At 61.6% G+C, this 22,320-nt stretch carries 16 protein-coding genes; 10 read left to right on the forward strand and 6 right to left on the reverse strand.

All coding sequences use genetic code 11. The features are described 5' to 3' along the window. Positions 1 to 467: 467 nt before the first annotated feature. The gene (gene leuS, locus RWJ89_RS10805; protein ID WP_316030908.1) at positions 468 to 2,984 is read left to right on the forward strand and encodes a leucine--tRNA ligase; all 2,517 of its coding nucleotides are present in this window, start codon (positions 468 to 470) and stop codon (positions 2,982 to 2,984) included. Positions 2,985 to 3,138: 154 nt separating this feature from the next. Here the strand turns inward: leuS and RWJ89_RS10810 are convergent, their stop codons facing one another. The 6 genes from RWJ89_RS10810 to RWJ89_RS10835 all read right to left on the reverse strand — a co-directional run bounded on the left by RWJ89_RS10810 (position 3,139) and on the right by RWJ89_RS10835 (position 9,727). Continuing rightward, positions 3,139 to 4,254 carry a TRAP transporter substrate-binding protein gene (locus RWJ89_RS10810; protein ID WP_025394893.1) on the reverse strand — a complete coding sequence of 372 codons (1,116 nt, stop codon included), beginning with the start codon at positions 4,252 to 4,254 and terminating at the stop codon, positions 3,139 to 3,141. Positions 4,255 to 4,302: 48 nt separating this feature from the next. Further along, the gene (locus tag RWJ89_RS10815; protein ID WP_316028618.1) at positions 4,303 to 5,883 is read right to left on the reverse strand and encodes a TRAP transporter large permease; all 1,581 of its coding nucleotides are present in this window, start codon (positions 5,881 to 5,883) and stop codon (positions 4,303 to 4,305) included. Positions 5,884 to 5,899: 16 nt separating this feature from the next. Continuing rightward, complete coding sequence (locus RWJ89_RS10820) at positions 5,900 to 6,448, reverse strand: TRAP transporter small permease subunit (protein WP_077978406.1); 549 nt, start codon at positions 6,446 to 6,448, stop codon at positions 5,900 to 5,902. A 101-nt stretch (positions 6,449 to 6,549) separates the two neighbouring features. Then, positions 6,550 to 7,212: a response regulator transcription factor gene (locus tag RWJ89_RS10825; RefSeq protein WP_020050312.1), complete on the reverse strand. Its 663-nt coding sequence runs from the start codon at positions 7,210 to 7,212 to the stop codon at positions 6,550 to 6,552. Then, the gene (locus RWJ89_RS10830; RefSeq protein ID WP_316028617.1) at positions 7,209 to 8,597 is read right to left on the reverse strand and encodes a cache domain-containing protein; all 1,389 of its coding nucleotides are present in this window, start codon (positions 8,595 to 8,597) and stop codon (positions 7,209 to 7,211) included. Before RWJ89_RS10830 ends, RWJ89_RS10825 begins: the two co-directional genes overlap by 4 nt. Before the next feature lie 86 nt (positions 8,598 to 8,683). Continuing rightward, positions 8,684 to 9,727, reverse strand: a complete 1,044-nt coding sequence (locus RWJ89_RS10835) for a LacI family transcriptional regulator (RefSeq protein ID WP_077978404.1) — start codon at positions 9,725 to 9,727, stop codon at positions 8,684 to 8,686. A 456-nt stretch (positions 9,728 to 10,183) separates the two neighbouring features. Here RWJ89_RS10835 and RWJ89_RS10840 point away from each other — a divergent pair, with 456 nt between their 5' ends. The 9 genes from RWJ89_RS10840 to RWJ89_RS10880 all read left to right on the forward strand — a co-directional run bounded on the left by RWJ89_RS10840 (position 10,184) and on the right by RWJ89_RS10880 (position 22,298). Further along, entirely contained in the window at positions 10,184 to 11,419 is a 1,236-nt protein-coding gene (locus RWJ89_RS10840) for an ABC transporter substrate-binding protein (RefSeq protein ID WP_025394888.1), read from the forward strand. 179 nt (positions 11,420 to 11,598) lie between these two features. Next, positions 11,599 to 12,504: a carbohydrate ABC transporter permease gene (locus RWJ89_RS10845; RefSeq protein ID WP_012757807.1), complete on the forward strand. Its 906-nt coding sequence runs from the start codon at positions 11,599 to 11,601 to the stop codon at positions 12,502 to 12,504. Further along, complete coding sequence (locus tag RWJ89_RS10850; RefSeq protein WP_017960808.1) at positions 12,497 to 13,441, forward strand: carbohydrate ABC transporter permease; 945 nt, start codon at positions 12,497 to 12,499, stop codon at positions 13,439 to 13,441. Before RWJ89_RS10845 ends, RWJ89_RS10850 begins: the two co-directional genes overlap by 8 nt. 4 nt (positions 13,442 to 13,445) lie before the next feature. Next, complete coding sequence (locus tag RWJ89_RS10855; RefSeq protein ID WP_222061093.1) at positions 13,446 to 14,537, forward strand: ABC transporter ATP-binding protein; 1,092 nt, start codon at positions 13,446 to 13,448, stop codon at positions 14,535 to 14,537. A gap of 346 nt (positions 14,538 to 14,883) precedes the next feature. Further along, positions 14,884 to 17,343: a beta-mannosidase gene (locus tag RWJ89_RS10860; RefSeq protein ID WP_316028616.1), complete on the forward strand. Its 2,460-nt coding sequence runs from the start codon at positions 14,884 to 14,886 to the stop codon at positions 17,341 to 17,343. Between the two features lie 37 nt (positions 17,344 to 17,380). Then, entirely contained in the window at positions 17,381 to 18,142 is a 762-nt protein-coding gene (locus RWJ89_RS10865; RefSeq protein WP_222061095.1) for a sugar phosphate isomerase/epimerase family protein, read from the forward strand. A 9-nt stretch (positions 18,143 to 18,151) separates the two neighbouring features. After that, positions 18,152 to 19,285: a Gfo/Idh/MocA family protein gene (locus tag RWJ89_RS10870; protein WP_222061096.1), complete on the forward strand. Its 1,134-nt coding sequence runs from the start codon at positions 18,152 to 18,154 to the stop codon at positions 19,283 to 19,285. 273 nt (positions 19,286 to 19,558) lie between these two features. Beyond that, positions 19,559 to 20,590, forward strand: a complete 1,032-nt coding sequence (gene mgrA / locus RWJ89_RS10875; RefSeq protein ID WP_221943784.1) for an L-glyceraldehyde 3-phosphate reductase — start codon at positions 19,559 to 19,561, stop codon at positions 20,588 to 20,590. A 94-nt stretch (positions 20,591 to 20,684) separates the two neighbouring features. Then, entirely contained in the window at positions 20,685 to 22,298 is a 1,614-nt protein-coding gene (locus tag RWJ89_RS10880) for a glycoside hydrolase family 43 protein (protein ID WP_316028615.1), read from the forward strand. Positions 22,299 to 22,320: the final 22 nt, after the last annotated feature.

Consider the following 22,320-nt stretch of genomic DNA (forward strand, 5'->3'; position numbering starts at 1 on the left):
GGGCGAGGCAGTCACCCGAAGATCGCGGCGGTGCTCCGATCAGCTGGTAAGAAACCTGGCGGATCTGAACGGAGCTTTTCGTGCAATACACTCTTGGCATGAGCGATCTTATCGGGCACTCTTGGCCTATGACCATGGCAACTCAAGCACCAATCGCCCGCAGAAGCGGTGCACGACTTATCACCACGGCCTCCTGATCGGAGCCGGGTCAACGCTGTCGTTTGCTTTCCGTTTATTTGCCTGAGTTACCGTCCATGGACATCACATCGTTTCCCAAGCCGTATTGTGCCTTTTCCGTTCTGCAGGCGGTACTGAGATTCCGTGCCGCAACTCCGGGCGCGTTTCGACTTAGCCGCGGCTGCCGGACGTCACCGGAGCACCGGCAGCCGTAGCTGCTCCTGAACCAAAGAACGCCTCCATTTTTCAGGACACGCCACCGCATAGCCGGCCGGCGCCAGGAGTGATGCATGCCTTATGATCCCAAGACGATCGAACCGAAGTGGCAGGCCTATTGGGCCGACCACCATACCTTCCGAGCGGAAATCGATCCGGCCAGACCGAAATTCTACGCGCTCGACATGTTTCCGTATCCTTCAGGCGCAGGCCTGCATGTCGGCCATCCCCTTGGCTACACGGCCACCGACATCATGTGCCGTTACAAACGCATGTGCGGCTTCAACGTCCTGCATCCGATGGGATGGGACAGTTTCGGCCTGCCGGCGGAGCGCCACGCGATGCGGACTGGTGTGCATCCCGATATCACGACGAAGCGCAATATCGAGACGTTTCGCGGGCAGGTGCAGAGGCTGGGCTTCTCCTATGACTGGAGCCGCGAGTTTGCCACCACCGATCCCGCCTATGTGCACTGGACGCAGTGGATCTTCCTGAAGCTGTTCGAGAAGGGCCTCGCCTATCAGGCGGAGGTCGCGGTCAACTGGTGCCCGGCCCAGAACGCCGTGCTTGCCGACGAGGAGGTCAAGGACGGGCGTTATGTCGAGACCGGCGATCCCGTCATTCGCCGCCGGATGCGCCAGTGGATGCTCCGCATCACGGCCTATGCCGATCGGCTGCTGCAGGGACTGGACGGCCTCGACTGGCCCGAAAACCTGAAAACCATGCAGCGCAACTGGATCGGACGCTCCGAGGGCGCCGAAATCCGGTTTCCGCTCGAGCACGGCAAAGAGGTCATCACCGTCTTCACGACGCGCCCCGAGACCCTGTTCGGAGCAAGCTATATCGTGCTCGCGCCGGAGCATCCTGCAGTTGCCGCCATCGTCGAGCCCGCAATGCGCGAGGCGGTGGCCGCCTATATTGCCGAGGCCGAAGAATTGGAAGAGACGGTGCGGGCCGATGCCGGGCGAGAGAAGACGGGCGTCTTCACCGGCGTCTATGCGATCAACCCTGCCAACAGAGCCCGGCTGCCGGTTTGGGTGGCCGATTACGTGCTGGCTGGTTATGGGACCGGCGCCCTGATGGCGGTGCCGGCTCATGACGCGCGCGACTACGCTTTTGCCCATACGCACGAGCTGCCGATCATTCGCGTGATCGACAGCGAGGGCGATATCGATAAGGCGGCTTATGAGGGCGAGGGGGCGATGGTCAACTCCGGCTTCCTGGATGGCCTGGGCCCGCCGGAGGCGAGATCCGCCATCATCGCCTGGCTGCAGGCGAACGGCGCGGGCTGGCCGAAGGTCACCTACCGCCTGCGCGACTGGCTGTTCTCCCGCCAGCGCTACTGGGGCGAGCCGATACCGGTGCTGCATCTGGCGGACGGCTCGGTGATGCCGCTGCCTGAAGAATGCCTGCCGCTGCTGCCGCCGGAACTCGACGATTACGCCCCGACGCCGGATGGCGAACCGCCGCTTGCCCGTGCGCAGGCCTGGGTCGAAACGATCGTGCCGGGTACCGACATTCCGGCACGGCGGGAGACTAATACGATGCCGCAATGGGCGGGCTCCTGCTGGTATTATCTCAGGTTCCTTGATCCGGAGAACGCCAGCGAACCCGTCGGGCGCGAGGCCGAGCGCTATTGGATGCCGGTCGATCTCTATGTCGGCGGTGCCGAGCATGCGGTTCTGCATCTGCTCTATGCCCGCTTCTGGCACAAGGTGCTCTACGATATCGGCGTCGTTTCGACGGAAGAGCCGTTCGAGCGGCTGTTCAACCAGGGCATGATCCTTGCCCATTCCTACCGCGATGCAGCAGGCCGGTATTACGCGCCGTCTTCCGTCGTCGAAGGGAAGGGCAGATGGTTCGCCGGGCCGGTCGAGGTGCAGCGCGCCGTCGAGAAGATGTCGAAGTCGCAGTTGAACGTCGTCAATCCCGACGTTGTCGTCGAACAGTTCGGGGCCGACGCGTTGCGGCTGTACGAGATGTTCATGGGGCCGCTGGATGCGGCAAAGCCCTGGCAGACCGCCGGCGTGATCGGCGTGCGCCGGTTTCTGGAGCGCGCCTGGCGCATCGTCTGCGACGAGCGTGACGAACTCTCGCTGGCGGTGCGGGAGGAAACTGCGAGTCCACAGCTTCTGCGCTTGCGCCACCAGACGGTGAAGGCCGTGACCTCGGATATCGAAGCAATGCGGTTCAACACCGCCATTGCCCGGCTGATGGAGCTGGCCAACGCGCTGACGGCGGAGATCGTGCGACCGCAGGAGGTCGTCGAGACGTTCGTGCTGTTGCTGTCACCTTTTGCGCCTCACATCGCGGAGGAGTTATGGGGTAAGCTCGGTCATCGGGAAACGCTGACATGGGTTTCCTGGCCGGCCTTCGACCCTGCAATGGTCGAGATGGAGACCCGCAACTACGTGGTGCAGATCAACGGCAAGGTTCGCCACCGCTTCGAAGCCGCCGCCGATCTTGGCGAGGCGCTGCTCGCAGCCGTGCGATCCGACCCTGCCGTCATAGCCTTGCTCGACGGCAGAATGGTGGTCAAGGAAATCGTGGTCCCGGGGCGATTGGTGAATTTCGTCGTCGAGGACCCGTGATACCGCAAGCCGATCGTCGGATTGAGCCCCGACGGTCGGTTCTCGCCAGCCGCGGCGGCCGGACTTCGTAAACACCCCCCACGAATCACAAACCCCCGGATTTCTCCGGGGGTCTGGCAGCAATCCGGGCCAGACAATTCGCCCGGCCTCCATGTCATTTCCCGGCGGCCTGCGCGGCGTACATGTAGCTGTCGTAGCTGTATTCGGCGACGCGGAACCATTCGAAGGATTCGTCGCGGAATTTTTTCCAGCCGGGATAGATCTTCGCCCAGGCGGGGTGCTTCTCTCCGTATTCCGCATAGAGTTCGAAGGAGGCCTTGTAGGCGGCGTCCATGACGTCGCGCGGCAGCGGGCGGAGCTTGACGCCCTTGCCGACGAGCGAGCGGATCGCCGTGGTGTTCTTGACGTCGTAGAGCGACTGCATGTTGACGTTGGCCGATTTGCAGGCGGCGTCGAGTGCGGCCTTGTAGGCATCCGGCAGGGCTTCGTACTGGGCCTTGTTGATGAAGAAGTGGATGGTCAGGCCGCCTTCCCAGTAAGCCGGGTAGTAGTAGTTCGGAGCGATCTGATAGAAGCCGAGACGTTCGTCGTCATAGGGGCCGATCCACTCTGCCGCATCGATCGTGCCGCGCTCGAGGGCGGGGTAGATGTCTCCCCCCGGCAGCTGCTGCGGGATAACGCCGAGCCTTGACATGACCTCGCCGGCAACGCCCGCGATGCGCATCTTGACGCCCTTGAGATCGGCGACGCTCTTGATTTCCTTGCGGAACCAGCCACCCATCTGGGCGCCGGTGGCGCCACCCGGAATGCCGACCACGCCATAGTCTGCGAGGAACTCGTTATAGGCCTCGTTGCCGCCGCCGTGATAGAGCCAGGCATTCTGCTGACGGCCGTTGAGGCCGAAGGGGATGGTCGAGCCGATCGCGAATGTCGGATCCTTGCCGGTGAAGTAATAGCCGCAGGTGTGCGCGATTTCGACCGTATTGGCCTTGACCGCGTCGATCGCCTGCGGACCGGGAACCAGTTCGCCGGCCTGGAAGACCTGGATCTGGAACTTGCCTTCGGTGATCTTCGACAGGGCATCGGCCATGACGACCGCGCCGCCATAGATGGTGTCGAGATTGTTGGGGAAGCCTGATGTCAGGCGCCATTTGATCGTCGGCAGTTCCTGCGCAACGGCAGGTGCTGCAAGTGCTGCGCCGGCCACCGTGGCTGCGCCGCCGATCGCGCCTTTCGTCAGAAAGTTACGTCGATTGATCGTGTTGGTCATGTCGTCCTCCTCGGGTTGATCAATGGGCTCAGGCGATCACCTGGGCATTCATTTCGTAGGTTCTGCAGGCGGTGCGCCGAAGCTCGGCGTTGGCGATCCGAAATCGGGTGCGGGCGCGTCGAATGACGGTGCGGTCGGCTCGCCGGTGGAAGGCTCGGGCGCGCCGAACGGCTGGGTAGGGGTGCCGAACGGGTTTTCTCCGCCTTGGCCTGGCATCGGCACGTTGAGCTGAATCGTCGAGGGATCGACGGTCACCTGTCCCGCCTTGTAGTGGGTGACGAGGCCGGGGAAGGCGATGACGATGGTGACCATGACCAGCTGGATCGCCAGGAAGGGCAGGGAACCCATGTAAATCTGGCCAGATGTGACCGGCTGTATCGTCGCGCCGGTGATCCGGTCCTTGTATGCGCGGCTCGGGGCGACCGATCTCAGATAGAAGAGCGAGAAGCCGAAGGGCGGATGCATGAACGAGGTCTGCATGTTGATCGCCAGCATCACGCCGAACCAGATCAGGTCGATCCCGAGCGCGTCGGCGACGGGTGCCAGCAGCGGGATGATGATGAAGGCCAGCTCGAAATAATCGAGGAAGAAGGCGAGAAAGAACACCAGCAGGTTGGCGACGATCAGGAAGCCGACCTCGCCGCCGGGGATCGACGTCATCAGGTGCTCGACCCAGACATGGCCGTTGACGCCGTAGAAGGTCAGCGAAAAGACGCGGGCGCCAAGCAGGATGAAGATCACGAAGGACGAGAGCTTGGCGGTCGCGTAGAGCGCCGACTTGATCATCGTGAGATTGAGACGACGGTTGAATGCCGCAAGCAGCAGTGCTCCAACCGCGCCCATGGCGCCGCCTTCCGTCGGCGTCGCCAGGCCGATGAAGATCGTGCCGAGAACCAGGAATATCAGGACGAGCGGCGGGACGAGGGAGGTGACGACCTTGCCGAGCAGCTTCCATCCGCGCAGGGATCGGGCTTCCGGCGGCAGTGCGGGAACGCTTGCCGGGCGAATGAACGACATGACGATGATGTAGCCGGCATAGGCGGCGACGAGCAGGAGGCCGGGAACAAGCGCGCCCTTGTACATGTCGCCGACGGACCTGCCGAGCTGGTCGGCGAGAATGATCAGCACCAGGCTCGGCGGGATGATCTGCGCCAATGTTCCGGAGGCCGCGATCGTGCCGGCGGCGACACGCCGGTCATAACCGTAGCGCAGCATGATCGGCAGCGAGATCAGGCCCATCGAGATGACGGAGGCAGCAACCACACCTGTCGTCGCCGCCAATATCGCGCCGACGAAGATCACGGCAAAGGCGAGGCCACCGCGGATCGGGCCGAAAAGCTGGCCGATCGTGTCGAGCAGGTCTTCGGCCATGCCGCTTCGCTCGAGGATTAGGCCCATGAAGGTGAAGAAGGGGATGGCGAGCAGTGTCTCGTTCGACATCTGGCCGAAGATGCGATCCGGGATCGCGCCGAAGAGGTTGATCGGCAGCAGGCCCATCTCGATGCCGATGAAGCCGAACACGAAGCCGACGAAGGCGAGCGCGAAGGCGACGGGATAGCCGAGCAGCAGCACGACGATCAGCGACAGGAACATGATCGGCGCGAGGTTTTCCGCGAAGAAGGCAAACATAGGCATGTTCCTGGATTTAGAGCGCTTGTGCTTCGGCGTCGGCCAAGGCGACGGCGTCAGGCATTGCCCCGGTGAGGATGGCGATGCGCTTGATGAGTTCGGACAGACCCTGCAGGGCAAGCAGCCCGAACCCTGCCGGGATCAGGGCCCATACCGGCCAGAGGATCAGGCCGCCGGTGTTGTTCGACACCTCGCCACTCTGGAATTTGGCGACCACGATCGGCCAGGACAGATAGATCGTCACCAGGCAGAAGGGCAGCAGGAAGAAGATCGTGCCGAAAACCTCGACCCAGAGCTGCGCGCGGCGCGGCAAATGACCGTAGACCAGATCGACCTTGACGTGTTCGCTGCCGAGCAGCGTCCAGGCGGCGGCGATGAGGAAAGCCGCCGAGAACAGATACCATTGCGCCTCGAGCCAGGCGTTCGAGCTGAGATTGAAGAGCTTGCGGGTCGTCGCGTTGACGGCGCTGATCAGCACGGCGGCGAGCAGCAGCCAGGAGACAGCCTTGCCCAAAAAGGTGTTCAACGCGTCGATCGCACGCGATAGCGTCAGTAAGCCAGACATCGAATAATCCTCCCGACGGCAGCACGAAGCGCGCCGTCCGCCAAGTGCTATCGGCGTGCGGAGATCCGAACAAGGAGCCGTTCCGGGCAAAAACCGATAGCCTACCCAGTAGTGGGTATGTCTGCCTCCGGGGAGGTGAGGCCGTTGTCGATCGCGAAACGAACGAGGCCGGCCGTCGTGGCGATGCCGAGTTTTTTCTTGATCTTCTTGCGGTGCGTCTCCGCCGTGGCTTCGGAAATGCCGAGCGATTGGGCGATGTCGCGGTTGCTCCGGCCGGCTGCGATCAGCAGCAGGACGTCATGTTCGCGGGTTGTCAGAGGCACCGGCGATGCATTCGACCGCTTTTCGAGCAAGACCTCGGAAACGCCTGACGAGAAATAGGTCTTCCCCGAAGCGACCGCCTCGATGGCGGAGACGATCTCATCGGTGGAGACGTCCTTGAGGATGTAGCCGGCGGCGCCATGAAGCACCGAGGTCGAGATATATTCCCGACTGTCGTGCATCGAAAGCATCAGGATACGCGTTCGCGGCAGGCTCTCCCTGAAGAGCTCGATGGCGTCTATCCCGCTCAGCTGCGGCATGTTTATGTCCATCAGGACGACATCGGGCCTGGTGCGCAATGCGAGCTCCAGTCCGGTTCGCGCCATGCCGGCTGTGCCGACGACCTCGATGTGATCATAGGTCTTCAACAGCGCTTCCAGCCCCTCCAGGACGAGCGGGTGGTTGTCCACCAGCAGCACCCTGATGGTTCCCGGCGCGTTCATGCAGCCTCCTTAGCCCCGTCGGGATTTGCCCCGGCGGATTTCGGAAGCATCGCAGTCAGCGTCGTTCCCTCCGATGTGGAGTTGATCAGCAGGACGCCGCCAAAATGCGCCATGCGCTCCTGCATGTTGCGCAGCCCGAGCCCGCCCGTTGGTGAAGCCTGGCTTACCGCGCCATGATCGAAGCCGAGGCCGTTATCGGCAATGATCATCCGAACGCGGCCGCGAACGGTCCAGACCCTGATCGAGCCGGCAGTGGCGCCCGAGTGCTTTTCGATATTGTGAAGCGCTTCCTGGGCGACACGGTAAAGCGCTGTCGCCGCCTCCGGCTTGAGATTGCCGCGGAAGGGCGTGGCATCAAGGGACATGTCGATGCCGGTTCTTTCGGTGAAGGCCGCAAGCAGCGCCTGGAGTGCGGCGGCAAGACCGAGGTCGTCGAGCGCGCGCGGACGAAGATCGTGGGACAGCCGGCGGACCTCCTTGATCGCTCCATTCAGGGCCTCGGCGCCCCGATCGATCGCGCCGGAGGCGTCGTCGCTTTTGCTGCGGACCTTCCTGCTTGCCAGGTCGATCGCATATCTGACGCCGACGAGATTCTGGGAGATGCCGTCATGCAGCTCCCGGGCAAGGCGGGCGCGCTCCTGCTCCTGCGTATCGATGATCCGCTTCGTCAGTTCTTTGAGCTTGCCGTCCGCCATTCGGCGCTCCCTTAGCGTCACCAGCATGCAGGCCGCAAAGACCAGAAGCACGGAGGGAACCGCGATCAGCGCCACGACCATGAAGGTCTTGCGGATATTGGCGCGAAGATCCGCCTTGGCGGCGGCGGTCTGGGCGAAGACGTCGTCGAGATAGACGCCGGTTCCGAGCATCCACTGCCACTTGTCGAGCCCGACGGCGAAAGAGAGCTTGTCCGCCATCTCGCCGGAGGAGGGTTTCTGCCATTTGTACTGATGGAGGCCGCCGCCTTCCTTGGCTTTCTCGATCAGGTTGGCGATGACGGGATCGCCGTCCGGATCGACGAGGTCGAGCCAGTTGCGGCCCGGGCGGAACGCCTGCCGGGGGTGGACGATGTTCTTGCCTTCATAGTCGTAGACGAAGAAATAGCCGTCCTTGCCGTAATCGAGCGACGTCAGTATCTCCCGCACCTTCTCCTTGGCCGCCTCGTCTTCAGGCCCGGCCGCATCATAGGTGCTCTGGATCGCCGACAATGCGAGGTTCGTCAGATTGAGCAGCTCGGTTTCCTTGGCTTTCAGCATGTTGCGCTCGAACGTGCCGATACTGCTGCCGACAAGGGTGGCCGACTGCCAGGTGATGAAAGCGGTGACGGTCAAAATCGCGATCACGAGCGGGATGACCGTCAGTGCGATGATCTGATGTCTGAGGTTCATGACGTCTCCTCCGCGCCCGTCCTGCCGCTATATGCAGCAGATTGACCTGGAACCTCAAGCGTTTTGGCATTCGGCGGCGGTGAGCCTTATCTGCCGCTGTTCGGCCAGGTCGGCTGGCTGATGCTCTGCAGCAGCTCCGGCTCGACGCCGTCGATGCGGGCGATGACGGCTTTGGCCATTTCGCGGCCGGCTTGGCGAACGTCTTCCTGGGCGGTGATGATCTCGGGGCGGATCCAGTTCAGGATCGGTACCGATTGCTTGGAGACCATGTCGAGATCGCGGCCGAGCGCCTTGCCGGCGGCTTCGATGCCGGCATTGACGGCGATCGCCGCGCTACCGGCCGAACAGACGATGCCGTCTGGGGCGTTGGCCGAGCGCATCATCACCTCGACGATGTCGCGGATGTCGGCGAGCGGTGCGTCGGTGTTGACGCGCAGCGGCACTTCCTCGGCGCCGTAATCATGCAGGCCGGTTTGGAAGCCGATGCGAATATGGGCGTAGTAGGTGAGCTTACTCGGTGGCTGCAGCAGGGCGATGCGGCGGCGGCCGCGCTTGACGAGCTTTTCCACCGCCTGATGAGCGAAGGCCTCGTTGTCGAAATCGTGGAAGGGGTGGGTGAGACCCGCATCGGTGCGCCCATGCGTGGCGAAGGGCATGCCACGCTCCGTCAGCAGCCGCACACGCGGATCATCCGGCTCGATGCGGGAGATGATGACGCCGTCCGCCGAGCCGGTATCGAGGATATAGCGAACCGGCTGCATTGGATCCTTGCTGTGGGAATGCGGCGTGATGACGATATGATAGGGCGTGCCGGACAGCACCTCGGAGATGCCGAAGACCATCTGGCTCGAGAAGCCCATGATCTCCTCGTCGATGCTGAGAACAAGGGCGATGACGTTGGTCTTGCCGGTGCGCAGGCGCACGCCCGCCCTGTTCGGCTGGTAGCCGAGCTGGCGGGCGACCATGCGCACGCGCTCCTTGGTCTCGGCCCCGATATCCGGCGCATCCTTCAGCGCGCGTGACACCGTCGTCACGCCAAGGCCGGTCATGAAGGCGATCGTCTTCAATGTCGGGCGCTCGCGCGCCGTCGGTGCCGATGCCGCCTGCCCGAAATTTCCCTTGTTTTCCATCCCTGTAAGCCTGCCTCGCGCGAATTGGTGTCGCTTATAGAGGCTTTCTCAAGCGCGCTAAGCCCGCCCACCTGCCAAAATCGCGCCTCCCTAAGGAATGCAATCTGTAACGATACAGTAGAAATGTCGAGGACTTTTTCTTGTGTGCATTGCTGGATGCCACGCATAGGTTGAATCGGTGATTTATGACCCGTTTTTCTGCAGTTGCGAAAAGGATAATAGGCGGAACGCAAACATTGTTCGGAATATATGGTTAAAATCCAATAGTTTATACCAGGAAACGCAAGCGCGATGGCGCTTGGTCGAGAATCGATTCAAGGCACGCGAATGCCAGCCTTTCAACAGGCATAAGTAGCAACTGTAGTGCTCACGGAAAAATTTGCAGGCGAGCAGTTGCGTGAAGAAATCGATTGATCTAAGTTTTTCCGGCAACGTTTCAGTGAGGGAGGAAAACTCATGAAAATCCGTCTAATGGCAGCCCTGCTTGCCACTTCGGTCGCGCTTCCGCTGGGAGCCGCCAACGCCACCGATCTTGAAGTCACCCACTGGTGGACATCTGGCGGCGAAGCTGCAGCGGTCGCCGAGCTGGCCAAGGCATTCGACGCCACCGGCAACCACTGGGTCGACGGCGCGATCGCCGGCTCCGGCGGCACTGCTCGCCCGATCATGATCAGCCGCATCACCGGCGGCGACCCGATGGGCGCGACCCAGTTCAACCATGGGCGCCAGGCCGAGGAACTCGTCCAGGCCGGCCTGATGCGCGATCTGACCGACGTGGCGACCGCCGAGAAGTGGAAGGATATCATTCGTCCGTCGAGCCTGCTCGATTCCTGCACCATCGACGGCAAGATCTACTGCGCTCCCGTCAATATCCACTCCTGGCAATGGTTGTGGCTTTCGAACGCCGCCTTCAAGAAAGCCGGCGTCGAGGTTCCGAAGAACTGGGACGAGTTCGTCGCTGCGGCTCCGGCTCTCGAAAAGGCCGGCATCATTCCGCTCGCGGTCGGCGGTCAGCCGTGGCAGGCGACAGGCGCCTTCGACGTGTTGATGGTCGCGGTTGCCGGCAAGGATACCTTCAACAAGGTCTTCAAGGACAAGGATGCGGAAGTTGCTGCCGGTCCTGAAATCGCCAAGGTGTTCAAGGCCGCCGACGATGCTCGGCGCATGGCCAAAGGCAGCAACGTCCAGGATTGGAACCAGGCCACCAACCTTGTCATCACGGGCAAGGCCGGCGGCCAGATCATGGGCGACTGGGCGCAGGGTGAATTTGCGCTGGCCGGTCAGAAGGCCGGTACCGACTACACCTGCCTGCCGGGCCTCGGCGTGAACGAGATCATCTCGACGGGTGGCGACGCCTTCTACTTCCCGCTGCTGAAGGACGAAGAAAAGTCCAAGGCGCAGGGCGTGCTTGCCAAGACTCTGCTCGATCCCAAGACCCAGGTTGCCTTCAACCTGAAGAAGGGTTCGCTGCCGGTTCGCAGCGACGTCGATCTCGCTGCCGCCAACGATTGCATGAAGAAGGGTCTCGAAATCCTTCAGAAGGGCAACGTGATCCAAGGTACCGACCAGCTGCTTTCGGCCGACAGCCAGAAGCAGAAGGAAGACCTTTTCTCCGAATTCTTCGCCAATCCGTCGATGACGCCGGAAGACGCTCAGAAGCGTTTCGCCGGGATCATCGCTTCTGCTGACTGATCAGCAGACTTGCTGCCTTGCGGTCCGGCTCCTATGGGGCCGGATCGGTCCGGACGGCCGGTGATCGTCCGGAGGGTGGCGGCGTCTCTCCGGTATCTTCAACAGGTTCGGAGATGGGGACGACAGACGGCGTCTTGCCGTTTTGTTACTGTCGCAGTTGCGATTGAGGAGAAGTGTTTATGACGGGTCAAGCGCGAGCAGGCCGGCCAAACAAGTTACTGCGCAATCTGAATGCTAAGATTGCGTCTATCCCGATGATCCTGACAGCGTTGGTGATCTTTGTCGGCGGCACGTTCTGGACGATCTTTTATTCTTTCACCAATTCCAAACTGCTTCCGCGGTTGAGCTTTGTCGGATTCGATCAGTACCAGCGCCTCTGGGCGGCACCCCGCTGGGTGACGGCGATCGAGAATCTGGCGGTCTACGGCATCCTCTCGCTGATCTTCAGCCTGGTCATCGGTTTCATGCTCGCCGCGCTGATGGACCAGAAGATCCGTTTCGAAAACACCTTCCGCACCATCTTTCTTTATCCCTTCGCGCTGTCCTTCATCGTGACGGGCCTCGTCTGGCAATGGGTTCTGAACCCTGACTTCGGCATTCAAGCGGTGGTGCGCTCTATCGGGTGGACGAGCTTCACCTTCAATCCGCTCTATACGCCTGAAATCGTCATCTACGGCATTCTGATCGCGGCGCTGTGGCAAGGAACGGGTCTCGTCATGTGCCTGATGCTTGCCGGCCTCCGCGGCATTGACGAGGACATCTGGAAAGCGGCGCGCGTGGACGGTATTCCGATGTGGAGGACCTATCTCTTCATCGTCATCCCGATGATGCGGCCGGTCTTCATCACCACGATCGTGATCATCGCCTCCGGCATCGTCAAGGTCTACGACCTCGTGGTCGCGCAGACATCGGGCGGACCGGGCATTTCCTCTGAAGTGCCGGCGAAATATGTCTACGACTACATGTTTCAGGCACAGAACCTGGGGCAGGGCTTTGCCGCCTCGACGATGATGCTGGTCACGGTCGCGATCATCATCGTTCCGTGGGCCTATCTGGAATTCGGTGGAGGGCGCAAGCGTGGCTAATATAGAAGCTCTCAACACCGTTGCTGCCGGCATCGACGCCGTTGCGCCGAAGCTTGGCGACGGCCCCAGTGGCCCGAAGCCACGCCCGGCGCTGTCGGCGCGCAACATTATGCTCTACGGTACGCTGATCGTCGCAGCGCTTTACTATCTGCTGCCGCTCTATGTGATGGTCGTGACTTCGCTGAAGGGCATGCCGGAAATTCGTCTCGGCAACATCTTCTCGCCGCCGGTAGAGATCACTTTCGAACCCTGGGTGAAGGCCTGGGCGCAGGCTTGCACCGGCCTGAACTGTGATGGTCTGTCGCGTGGGTTCTGGAACTCGGTTCGCATCACAGTGCCGTCGGTCATCATCTCGATCGCAATCGCCTCGGTGAACGGCTATGCGCTGGCCAACTGGCGCTTCAGGGGATCCGAGCTTTTCTTCTCGATCCTGATCATCGGGGCATTCATTCCCTATCAGGTGATGATCTATCCGATCGTCATCATCCTGCGCGAAATCGGCATCTACGGCACGCTGACCGGCCTCGTCATCGTCCATTCGATCTTCGGCATGCCGATCCTGACGCTGCTCTTCCGCAACTATTTCGTGTCGCTGCCGGAGGAACTGTTCAAGGCGGCGCGTGTCGACGGGGCGGGCTTCTGGCAGATCTTCCTGCGGATCATGCTGCCGATGTCGCTGCCGATCTTCGTCGTCGCGATGATCCTGCAGGTGACCGGCATCTGGAACGACTTCCTGTTCGGCGTGGTTTTCACCCGGCCGGATACCTATCCGATGACCGTGCAGCTCAACAACATCGTCAATTCCGTCCAGGGCGTGAAGGAATACAACGTCAACATGGCGGCAACGATCCTCACCGGTCTCGTGCCGCTCATCGTCTACTTCGTGTCGGGACGGCTTTTCGTCCGCGGCATCGCCGCCGGCGCAGTGAAGGGTTGATCTCATGAATATGAATGCAAGCGTCTCCATCAAGGATCTGTCCCTGAACTTCGGCTCGGTCAGCGTGCTGAAGGATCTCAATCTCGACATTAACGACGGCGAATTCCTGGTTCTGCTCGGCTCGTCCGGCTGTGGCAAGTCGACCTTGCTCAACTGCATCGCCGGCCTGCTCGACGCCTCGGAAGGGCAGATCTTCATCAAGGGCAAGAACGTCACCTGGGAAGAGCCGAAGGACCGCGGCATCGGAATGGTGTTCCAATCCTATGCGCTCTATCCGCAGATGACCGTCGAGAAGAACCTGTCCTTCGGTCTTCGCGTCGCCAAGGTGCCGCAGGCAGAGATCGACAAGCGGGTGGCGCGTGCCTCCGAAATCCTGCAGATTCAGCCGCTCCTGAAGCGCAAGCCGGCCGAGCTTTCCGGCGGCCAGCGCCAGCGCGTGGCGATCGGACGGGCACTGGTGCGCGATGTCGATGTCTTCCTGTTCGATGAGCCGCTGTCCAATCTCGACGCCAAACTCCGCTCGGAGCTGCGCGTCGAGATCAAGCGCCTGCACCAGTCGCTGAAGAACACGATGATCTACGTCACCCACGACCAGATCGAGGCGCTGACGCTTGCCGACCGCATCGCTATCATGAAGAGCGGCATCATCCAGCAGCTCGACGATCCGACGACGATCTACAACAGGCCGCGTAACCTCTTTGTCGCGGGCTTCATCGGCTCGCCGTCGATGAATTTCCTGCGCGGCGAGCTGGTCAAGTCAGGCGACGGCATTGCCTTTTCGGCCAATGGCGTCATTTTCTCGCTCGCTGCCTACGACGCTAGCGAGGCGCTGCAGCCCGGCCGCAAGGTGGTGCTCGGCGTTCGTCCGGAACACATCAAGGTCAACGAGAACACCGGCGGCGAAGAACATGACGCCACCGTCGATATCGAGGAGCCGATGGGCGCGGACAATCTTCTGTGGCTGAAACATGCCGGTCACACGATGTCGGTACGCGTCAACGGCGCGCGCCGCTTTAACGTCGGAGCCAAGGTGAAGCTCAGCTTCGACATGTCGGTCGCCTCGGTCTTCGATGCCGAAACGGAGGACAGGATTTGATTGGCCGTCGGGCCTCCCACCGCTCCTGTCCGCTCCCCTGGCTCCAGCGGAGAAGAAGGGGACCAAGGCGCTGCTACACATCTCTTCTCCCCAGCGGGGAGAAGGTGCCGGCAGGCGGTTGAGGGGGTGAGCGACGACAGGAGCGAATGCACTGAGCGTAAGCGAGGGGCAATGAAGGGTGTGCCGTGTGGCCCCCTCATCCGACCCTTCGGGCCACCTTCTCCCCGCTGGGGAGAAGAGGGGAGCAAGCCGGAACCTCAGTCATCCACCGGACCCTGACGAACGACAGCTACCGGACGACGACCATGCGCCGTCTCTTTCAAAAACGTAAATCGGAAACGATATCGTGACGCATCGATCAACTACTCCCAACATCGACCTTTCCGGTTCGTGGCAGCTCGCCTCTGTCGACGGCGAGATCCGCACAGCGATCATGCTGCCGGGCGACGTTCACACGGCGCTTCACCGGGCAGGGCTGATCCCCGATCCTTATTTCGGCCGCAACGAGGAAAAGGTGCAGTGGGTCGCCGAGCGCGAATGGGCGGTCGAGCGTAGCTTCACACTGCAGGAGGTCGAGGGCGACTGGTATCTCGATATCGACTATCTCGACACGGTTGCCAGCGTCCACGTCAACGGCTTTCTGGCGCTCGAAGCCGATAACAGCTTCCGCCGCTACCGGCCCGATGTCTCCAGCATGCTGAAGTCAGGCGATAACAGCATCCGCATCGTCTTTGCCTCCAACGTCGCCGTCGGCGCCGCGCGACAGAAGCAGCAGCCCTTCTACATTCCCTACAGCACGGGCAACTCGCCGATCCCCGACGGCAACATGCTGCGCAAGCCGCAATGCCATTTCGGCTGGGACTGGAACATCGCCATTGCCCCGCTCGGCCTCTACGGGACGATCGCACTGAAGAAGCTCGAAACTGCGCGCATCGAACATGTGGTCACCCGCCAGACCCACAATAACGATGGCTCGGTCGACCTCAAAGTGACGGCGACGCTGTTTTCCAAGGGGCCAGACATTGCTCAGGTTTATTTCGACCTCGATGGCGAACGCGTGCGCCTGGATGTCGGCGTCAATGGGGAGACCCATGTCAACCATCTCTTCCATATCGACAATCCGCGCCTCTGGTGGCCCTCCGGCAGCGGCGAGCAGGCGCTCTACAGGCTTTCCGTCGAATTGCCGACGGATGAGGTGATCAAGCAGATCGGTCTTCGCACCGTCGAACTGGTCACCACGCCGGATGCGGCCGGCAGCCGCTTCGCGTTCAAGGTCAACGGCCGCGAGATCTTCTGCCGCGGCGCCAACTGGATACCGGCCGACGCGCTGTTTTCGCTGTCTTCGCCTGAGAAGACCGAAGACCTGCTGCAATCGGCCAAAGCGGCCAACATGAACATGATCCGCGTCTGGGGCGGCGGCTTCTATGAGCAGGATCATTTCTACGATCTCTGCGACCGGCTGGGCCTGATGGTCTGGCAGGACTTCATGTTTGCCTGCAACCTCTATCCGTCGACCGAGGACTTTCTCGACAATGTGACGATCGAGGTCGATTACCAGGTGCGCCGGCTCTCCTCGCATCCCTCGATCGTGCTCTGGTGCGGCGACAACGAACTGGTCGGGGCGCTCACCTGGTTCGAGGAATCGAGGAAGGACCGCGACCGCTATCTCGTTTCCTATGATCGCCTCAACCGCACGATCGAGCAGGCAGTGAAAAAGGCGCTGCCCGGCGCGCTGTGGTGGCCGTCGAGCCCGGCTTCCGGTTATCTCGATTTCGGCGATGCCTGGCATGCGGACGGGTCCGGCGATATGCATTACTGGTCGGTTTGGCACGAGAACAAGTCGTTCGACAATTACCGCTCGGTGCGTCCACGCTTTTGCTCGGAATTCGGTTTCCAGTCCTATACGTCGCTGCCTGTGATCAAGACCTATGCCGAGGCGAAAGACATGAACGTCGCTTCCCCGGTCATGGAGCTGCACCAGAAGAATGCCGGCGGCAACGAGCGCATCGCCGGCACGATGTTCCGTTATTTCCGATTCCCCAAGGATTTTCCGAATTTCGTCTATCTCTCCCAGATCCAGCAGGGGCTGGCGATCAAGACGGCGGTGGAATACTGGCGGTCGCTCAAACCCCATTGTATGGGCACGATCTACTGGCAGCTCAACGACACTTGGCCGGTCGCCTCCTGGTCGAGCCTCGATTATGGCGGCCGCTGGAAGGCGATGCACTATCTCGTCAAGCGCTTCTTCCAGCCGGTCGCGGTCGCTGCCATTCCTTCCGACGACGAGAAGACGATCCGCTTCTCGCTGGTCAACGATACGCTTGCCGATGTCAGCGTCGACCTTTCGATATCGCTGCTGACGACGCAGGGCGAGCGCCGGCACCTGAGAGACGTACAGGCCATATGTTCGCCGGATGCGGCCGTCACAGCGACGAGCATCGACGTTTCCGATATTCCCGAGGGAACGTTGCTTGCCTGGCGTTTCACCGCATCGAACGGCACCGGCGGCGAGGGGCACCATGTCAAAGGTACCTACAAGGCGCTGGAACTGGAACCTGCGGGGCTGACAGTCACCCACGAATATGTCGAGGAGAATGGCTCCGTCGACATCAACGTCACCGCAAAGGGACTTGCGCTTTTCGTGATGATCGAAACCGAGACCGACGGCAAATATTCCGACAACGCCTTCGATCTTGCGGCCGGCGAGAGCCGCCGCATCACCTTTACCCCGGCACGACCGCTTGATCGTGGCGCGCTTCCGGAGTTCCGGTTCTACGACCTGTATTCCTGCCAGTCGGCGGATTGATCTTGCAAGAATGGGCACGAGGCCCAAGGAGAACATGATGACGAAACTCAGCTACCAGCTCTATAGCGCCCGCAACTTCCAGCCCTATTCGGCGATCTTCAAAAAGCTCGGCAAGGCTGGCTATGCCGAAGTCGAGGGCTTCGGCGGCATCTATGCCGATCTCGACGATGCCGGGCTGAAGAGCCTTCGCGCCGACCTCGACAAGAATGGCCTGGTCATGGCGACCGGCCATTTCAGCCCTGATTTTCTGGAGAAGGAAGTCGAGAAGTCGCTTGATATTGCCAAGATTCTCGGCATGGATTCGATCTATGCGCCGCATTTGGCCGCCGACCAGCGGCCCTCCGACGCCGCCGGCTGGGTCGCCTTCGGCAAGCGTCTGCAGGAGATAGCCAAGCCCTACAAGGCTGCCGGCTACGAATTCGGCTGGCACAATCATGATTTCGAATTCTTCAAGCTGCAGGACGGCTCGCGGCCGATCGAGCGCATCTTCGAAGGCGCGCCCGATATTTCCTGGGAAGCCGACATCGCCTGGGTTATCCGCGGTGGCGCCGATCCCTTCGGCTGGGTCGAGAAGCTTGGGTCCCGCATCACCGCCGTGCACGTAAAGGACATCGCGCCGGCCGGCGAAGCGAAGGACGAGGACGGCTGGGCCGATGTCGGTCACGGCAAGGTTGAGTGGGCCAGGCTGATGACGGCATTGCGCGCCACCAAGGCCAAGCACTACGTCGTCGAACACGATAACCCGAATGACATCGACCGCAATATCAGCCGCTCGATCGCATCCTTCCAGACCTACTGAGGCTTCATCATGACCAGGGAACTTGGCGTCGGCATCATCGGATGCGGCAACATCTCCACCACTTACTTTTCGCTGGCACCGCTCTTCAAGGGGCTGAAGGTGCTGGCTTGCGCCGATATCAACGTGCAGGCGGCCGAAGCGCGCGCCAAGGAATATGGCGTCAAAGCGCAGACGATCGACGAGCTTCTCGTCAATGACGAGATCGACGTCGTCGTTAACCTGACGATCCCGGATGCGCATTTCCCGGTATCGAAGGCGATCCTCGAGGCCGGAAAACACGTCTATTCCGAAAAGCCGCTGGTGCTTTCGCTCGAAGAGGGCGAGGAGCTTCGTCGCATCGCCAAGGAAAAGAACCTCGCCGTCGGCTGCGCCCCTGACACGTTCCTCGGCGGCGCCCATCAGCTCGCCCGCAAGTTCATCGACGACGGCGGCATCGGCCGGGTGACCTCGGGCGCCTGCTACGTGATGAGCCCCGGCATGGAAATGTGGCATCCGAACCCGGATTTCTTCTTCCTGCCGGGCGGCGGCCCGATCCTCGATCTCGGTCCTTATTACATCGCCAACCTGATCAACCTGATCGGTCCGGTCAAACGTGTCGGCAGCATGACCTCGATGGCGTCGCCGACCCGCACCATCACCAGCCAGCCGCGCAACGGTGAAATCATCCCGGTCAAGACGCCGACGACGATCCAGGCGCTGCTCGAATTCGTCAACGGCGCCACGGTGACGCTGACGGCGAGCTGGGACGTGTGGTCGCACCGCCATGCCAATATGGAACTCTATGGCACCGACGGCTCGCTCTACGTGCCGGATCCGAACTTCTTCGGCGGCGTAGTCGAGGCAAGCGGCCGTGACAAGGACATCAAGCCGCTCGATGCCTGGGAGCATCCGTTCGGCAAGATCAACCAGGAAAGCCCGAGCGGATCGCGCGCCAACTACCGCACCGCCGGCTTGGCCGACATGGCCATGTCGCTGATCGAGGGCCGCGATGCGCGCTGCTCGCTCGACCGCACGCTGCATGGCGTCGACGTCATGACCTCGATCCTAAAGTCGGGCGAAGAGGGCCGTTTCATCGACCTGACCACGACCTGCACGCAACCGGCCGCGCTTGGTATCGAAGAAGCGCAGGCGCTTTTGAAGTAGAGGTGAGGCTTGGTTTGGGGCTTGGCTAAAGCCGGTCCCGGATCATCATCAGGGCACCACGCTAGCGTCGTCATCCTCGGGCTTGTCCCGAGGACCTACTGATGGCGCGGCAGATCCTCTGGACAAGCCCGAGGATGACGGTGTTTGAGGGCAGGGCCTGCCAGTGCCGACGCGCTCGGTCTGACATGAGGGCGGCGACGTTTTTAGCTTTCGACCGCCGCTCTAGGCGGATACGAAAGAGAAGCAATTTTTATAAGTTGAGGAGACATTCAGATGAGCTGGCAACCGGCCGCAGACCGTTATTCGAAAATGAAATATAACCGCACGGGCCGTTCCGGCCTGAAGCTGCCGGCTGTCTCGCTCGGCCTTTGGCATAATTTCGGCGGCGACACGCCGCATGACCGCAAAATCGATATGTGCCGCACGGCCTTCGACCTCGGCATCACCCATTTCGACCTCGCCAACAATTACGGCCCGCCTCCCGGCAGCGCCGAGACCGCCTTCGGCGAAATCATGCGCACCGAATTCGTCGGGCTTCGCGACGAGCTGATCATCTCCTCCAAGGCCGGCTACGACATGTGGCCCGGCCCTTACGGCGAATGGGGCAGCCGCAAGTATCTGATCGCCTCCTGCGACCAGAGCCTGAAGCGGATGGGCCTCGACTATGTCGACATCTTCTATTCACACCGCTTCGACCCGGAAACACCGCTGGAAGAGACCTGCGGCGCTCTCGACCATATCGCCCGTTCCGGCCGGGCACTCTATGTCGGCATTTCCTCCTATAATTCGCAGCGCTCGCGAGAAGCCGCCGCAATCCTCAAGGAGCTCGGTACGCCGTGCCTGATCCACCAGCCGAGCTATTCGATGCTCAACCGCTGGGTGGAGGATGACAGGCTGCTCGATACGCTGGATGAGGTCGGCATGGGCTCGATCGTGTTCTCGCCGCTTGCCCAGGGCATGCTGACGACGAAATATCTCGGTGGCATTCCGGAAGACAGCCGCGCGGCGCAGAACCACTTTCTCAAGCGCGACTACATCCGCCCCTCGATCATCGACAATATCCGCAAGCTCAACGAGATCGCCGAAAGACGCGGTCAGACGCTGGCGCAGATGGCGATCGCCTGGGTACTGCGCGGCGGCCGTGTGACTTCGGCGCTGATCGGCGCAAGCCGCTCGTCGCAGATCGTCGATTGCGTCAAGGCGCTCGACAATCTCGAATTCAGCGTCGAGGAGCTTGCAGAGATCGATGTCTATGCCCGCGAGGCCGACATCAACCTCTGGGCCAAGTCCGCCGAACGCGAATAGTCATCTCAGGCCCGGAGGCAAGTCTTCCGGGCCTTTTTCTGCTATAATCTGATGTACGTACAGCAAAGCACCGCCGGTCGGAGGAGACCCTGTCATGATCCGCAATCCCATCCTGCCCGGGTTCAATCCCGATCCGTCGATCTGCCGCGTTGGCGCGGATTATTACATCGCCACCTCGACCTTCGAATGGTACCCCGGCGTGCAGATCCACCATTCGCGTGACCTGGCGAACTGGACGCTGGTGCGCCGGCCGCTGGAGCGGAGATCGCAGCTCGACATGCGCGGCAATCCCGATAGCTGCGGCATCTGGGCGCCGTGCCTGTCCTATGCCGACGGGCAGTTCTGGCTGGTCTATACCGACGTCAAGCGCTACGACGGCAATTTCAAGGATGCGCCGAACTACATCGTCACGGCACCCACGATCGAGGCCGAATGGTCCGAGCCGGTCTATGTCAATTCCTCCGGCTTCGATCCCTCGCTGTTCCACGACGATGACGGCCGGAAATGGTTCGTCAACATGCAGTGGAACCACCGCACCGAAAGCTATGGCGGCTCGCCGAAATCGCCGGCCTTCGACGGCATCCTGCTGCAGGAATGGGATCCGGTGGCAAAGGCGCTGAAGGGGCCGATCAAGAACATCTTCGCCGGCAGCCCGCTCGGCCTCGTCGAAGGCCCGCATCTCTTCAAGCGCAACGGCTGGTATTATCTGACCACCGCCGAAGGCGGCACCGGCTACGACCATGCCGTCACCATGGCGCGGTCGCGTGATATCGACGGACCCTATGAGATGCATCCGAACATGCATCTCATCACCTCCAAGGATCATCCGGGCGCAGTGCTGCAACGGGCAGGGCATGGCCAATATGTCGAGACGCCGGAGGGGGAGGCCTATCACACCCATCTATGCGGCCGCCCGCTGCCGCCGAAGCGGCGCTGCACGCTGGGGCGCGAGACATCTTTACAGAAATGCGTCTGGCGCGACGATGACTGGCTCTATCTTGAAAACGGCACCTCAGTGCCCGATGTCGATGTGCCGGGCCTCTTTGGCGCGGTGCCGGTGGAAAAGCCGATGCGCAGCGAATACAGCTTCGATGGCGGCACGCTGCCCGCCGATTTCCAATGGCTGCGCACGCCAGAGCCCGCGCGCATCTTCAACCTGACGGATCGTCCCGGCCATCTGCGCCTGATTGCGCGCGAAAGCATCGGCTCCTGGTTCGAACAGTCGCTGGTTGCCCGCCGCCAGGAGCATCACAGTTTCCGTGCCGAGACCGTGGTCGAATTCTCGCCTGACACCTACCAGCAGGTGGCGGGGCTGACGCATTACTACAACCGCCACAAATTCCACGCCGTCGCCGTGACGCGGCACGAGACACTCGGCCGCTGCGTGACAATCCTCTCTTGCAACGGCGACTACCCGAACGGACGCCTGAGTTTTCCCGCCGAAAGCGGCGTGGCGATTGCCGCCGAAGGTCGTGTCCAGCTCGCCATGGAAATCCGGGAGAACGACCTGCAATTCTTCTGGCAGACCGAAGGCAAGGGCGCCTGGCAACCGATCGGCCCAGTCCTCGATGCCGGCGTGATCTCAGACGAGGGCGGGCGCGGCGAACACGGCTCCTTCACCGGCGCTTTCGCCGGCGTGTTTGCCTTCGATACCTCAGGCCGGGCGAAGGCCGCGGATTTCGACTGGTTCAATTACGACGAGCTGTGAGGGATACCCTTAGTCCCTTTCA

This window comes from Rhizobium sp. 10PS4 (assembly GCF_032464805.1).
In the GTDB taxonomy this organism is placed as follows: Bacteria; Pseudomonadota; Alphaproteobacteria; order Rhizobiales; family Rhizobiaceae; genus Rhizobium; species Rhizobium laguerreae.

Coding starts and splice junctions, on each gene's coding strand:
- RWJ89_RS10840 (WP_025394888.1), top strand. CDS start 10,184: ATGAAAATCCGTCTAATGGCAGCCCTGCTTGCCACTTCGGTCGCGCTT.
- RWJ89_RS10810 (WP_025394893.1), bottom strand. CDS start 4,254: ATGACCAACACGATCAATCGACGTAACTTTCTGACGAAAGGCGCGATC.
- RWJ89_RS10865 (WP_222061095.1), top strand. CDS start 17,381: ATGACGAAACTCAGCTACCAGCTCTATAGCGCCCGCAACTTCCAGCCC.
- mgrA (WP_221943784.1), top strand. CDS start 19,559: ATGAGCTGGCAACCGGCCGCAGACCGTTATTCGAAAATGAAATATAAC.
- RWJ89_RS10855 (WP_222061093.1), top strand. CDS start 13,446: ATGAATATGAATGCAAGCGTCTCCATCAAGGATCTGTCCCTGAACTTC.
- RWJ89_RS10870 (WP_222061096.1), top strand. CDS start 18,152: ATGACCAGGGAACTTGGCGTCGGCATCATCGGATGCGGCAACATCTCC.
- RWJ89_RS10830 (WP_316028617.1), bottom strand. CDS start 8,597: ATGAACCTCAGACATCAGATCATCGCACTGACGGTCATCCCGCTCGTG.
- RWJ89_RS10825 (WP_020050312.1), bottom strand. CDS start 7,212: ATGAACGCGCCGGGAACCATCAGGGTGCTGCTGGTGGACAACCACCCG.
- RWJ89_RS10815 (WP_316028618.1), bottom strand. CDS start 5,883: ATGTTTGCCTTCTTCGCGGAAAACCTCGCGCCGATCATGTTCCTGTCG.
- RWJ89_RS10835 (WP_077978404.1), bottom strand. CDS start 9,727: ATGGAAAACAAGGGAAATTTCGGGCAGGCGGCATCGGCACCGACGGCG.
- RWJ89_RS10845 (WP_012757807.1), top strand. CDS start 11,599: ATGACGGGTCAAGCGCGAGCAGGCCGGCCAAACAAGTTACTGCGCAAT.
- RWJ89_RS10820 (WP_077978406.1), bottom strand. CDS start 6,448: ATGTCTGGCTTACTGACGCTATCGCGTGCGATCGACGCGTTGAACACC.
- leuS (WP_316030908.1), top strand. CDS start 468: ATGCCTTATGATCCCAAGACGATCGAACCGAAGTGGCAGGCCTATTGG.
- RWJ89_RS10880 (WP_316028615.1), top strand. CDS start 20,685: ATGATCCGCAATCCCATCCTGCCCGGGTTCAATCCCGATCCGTCGATC.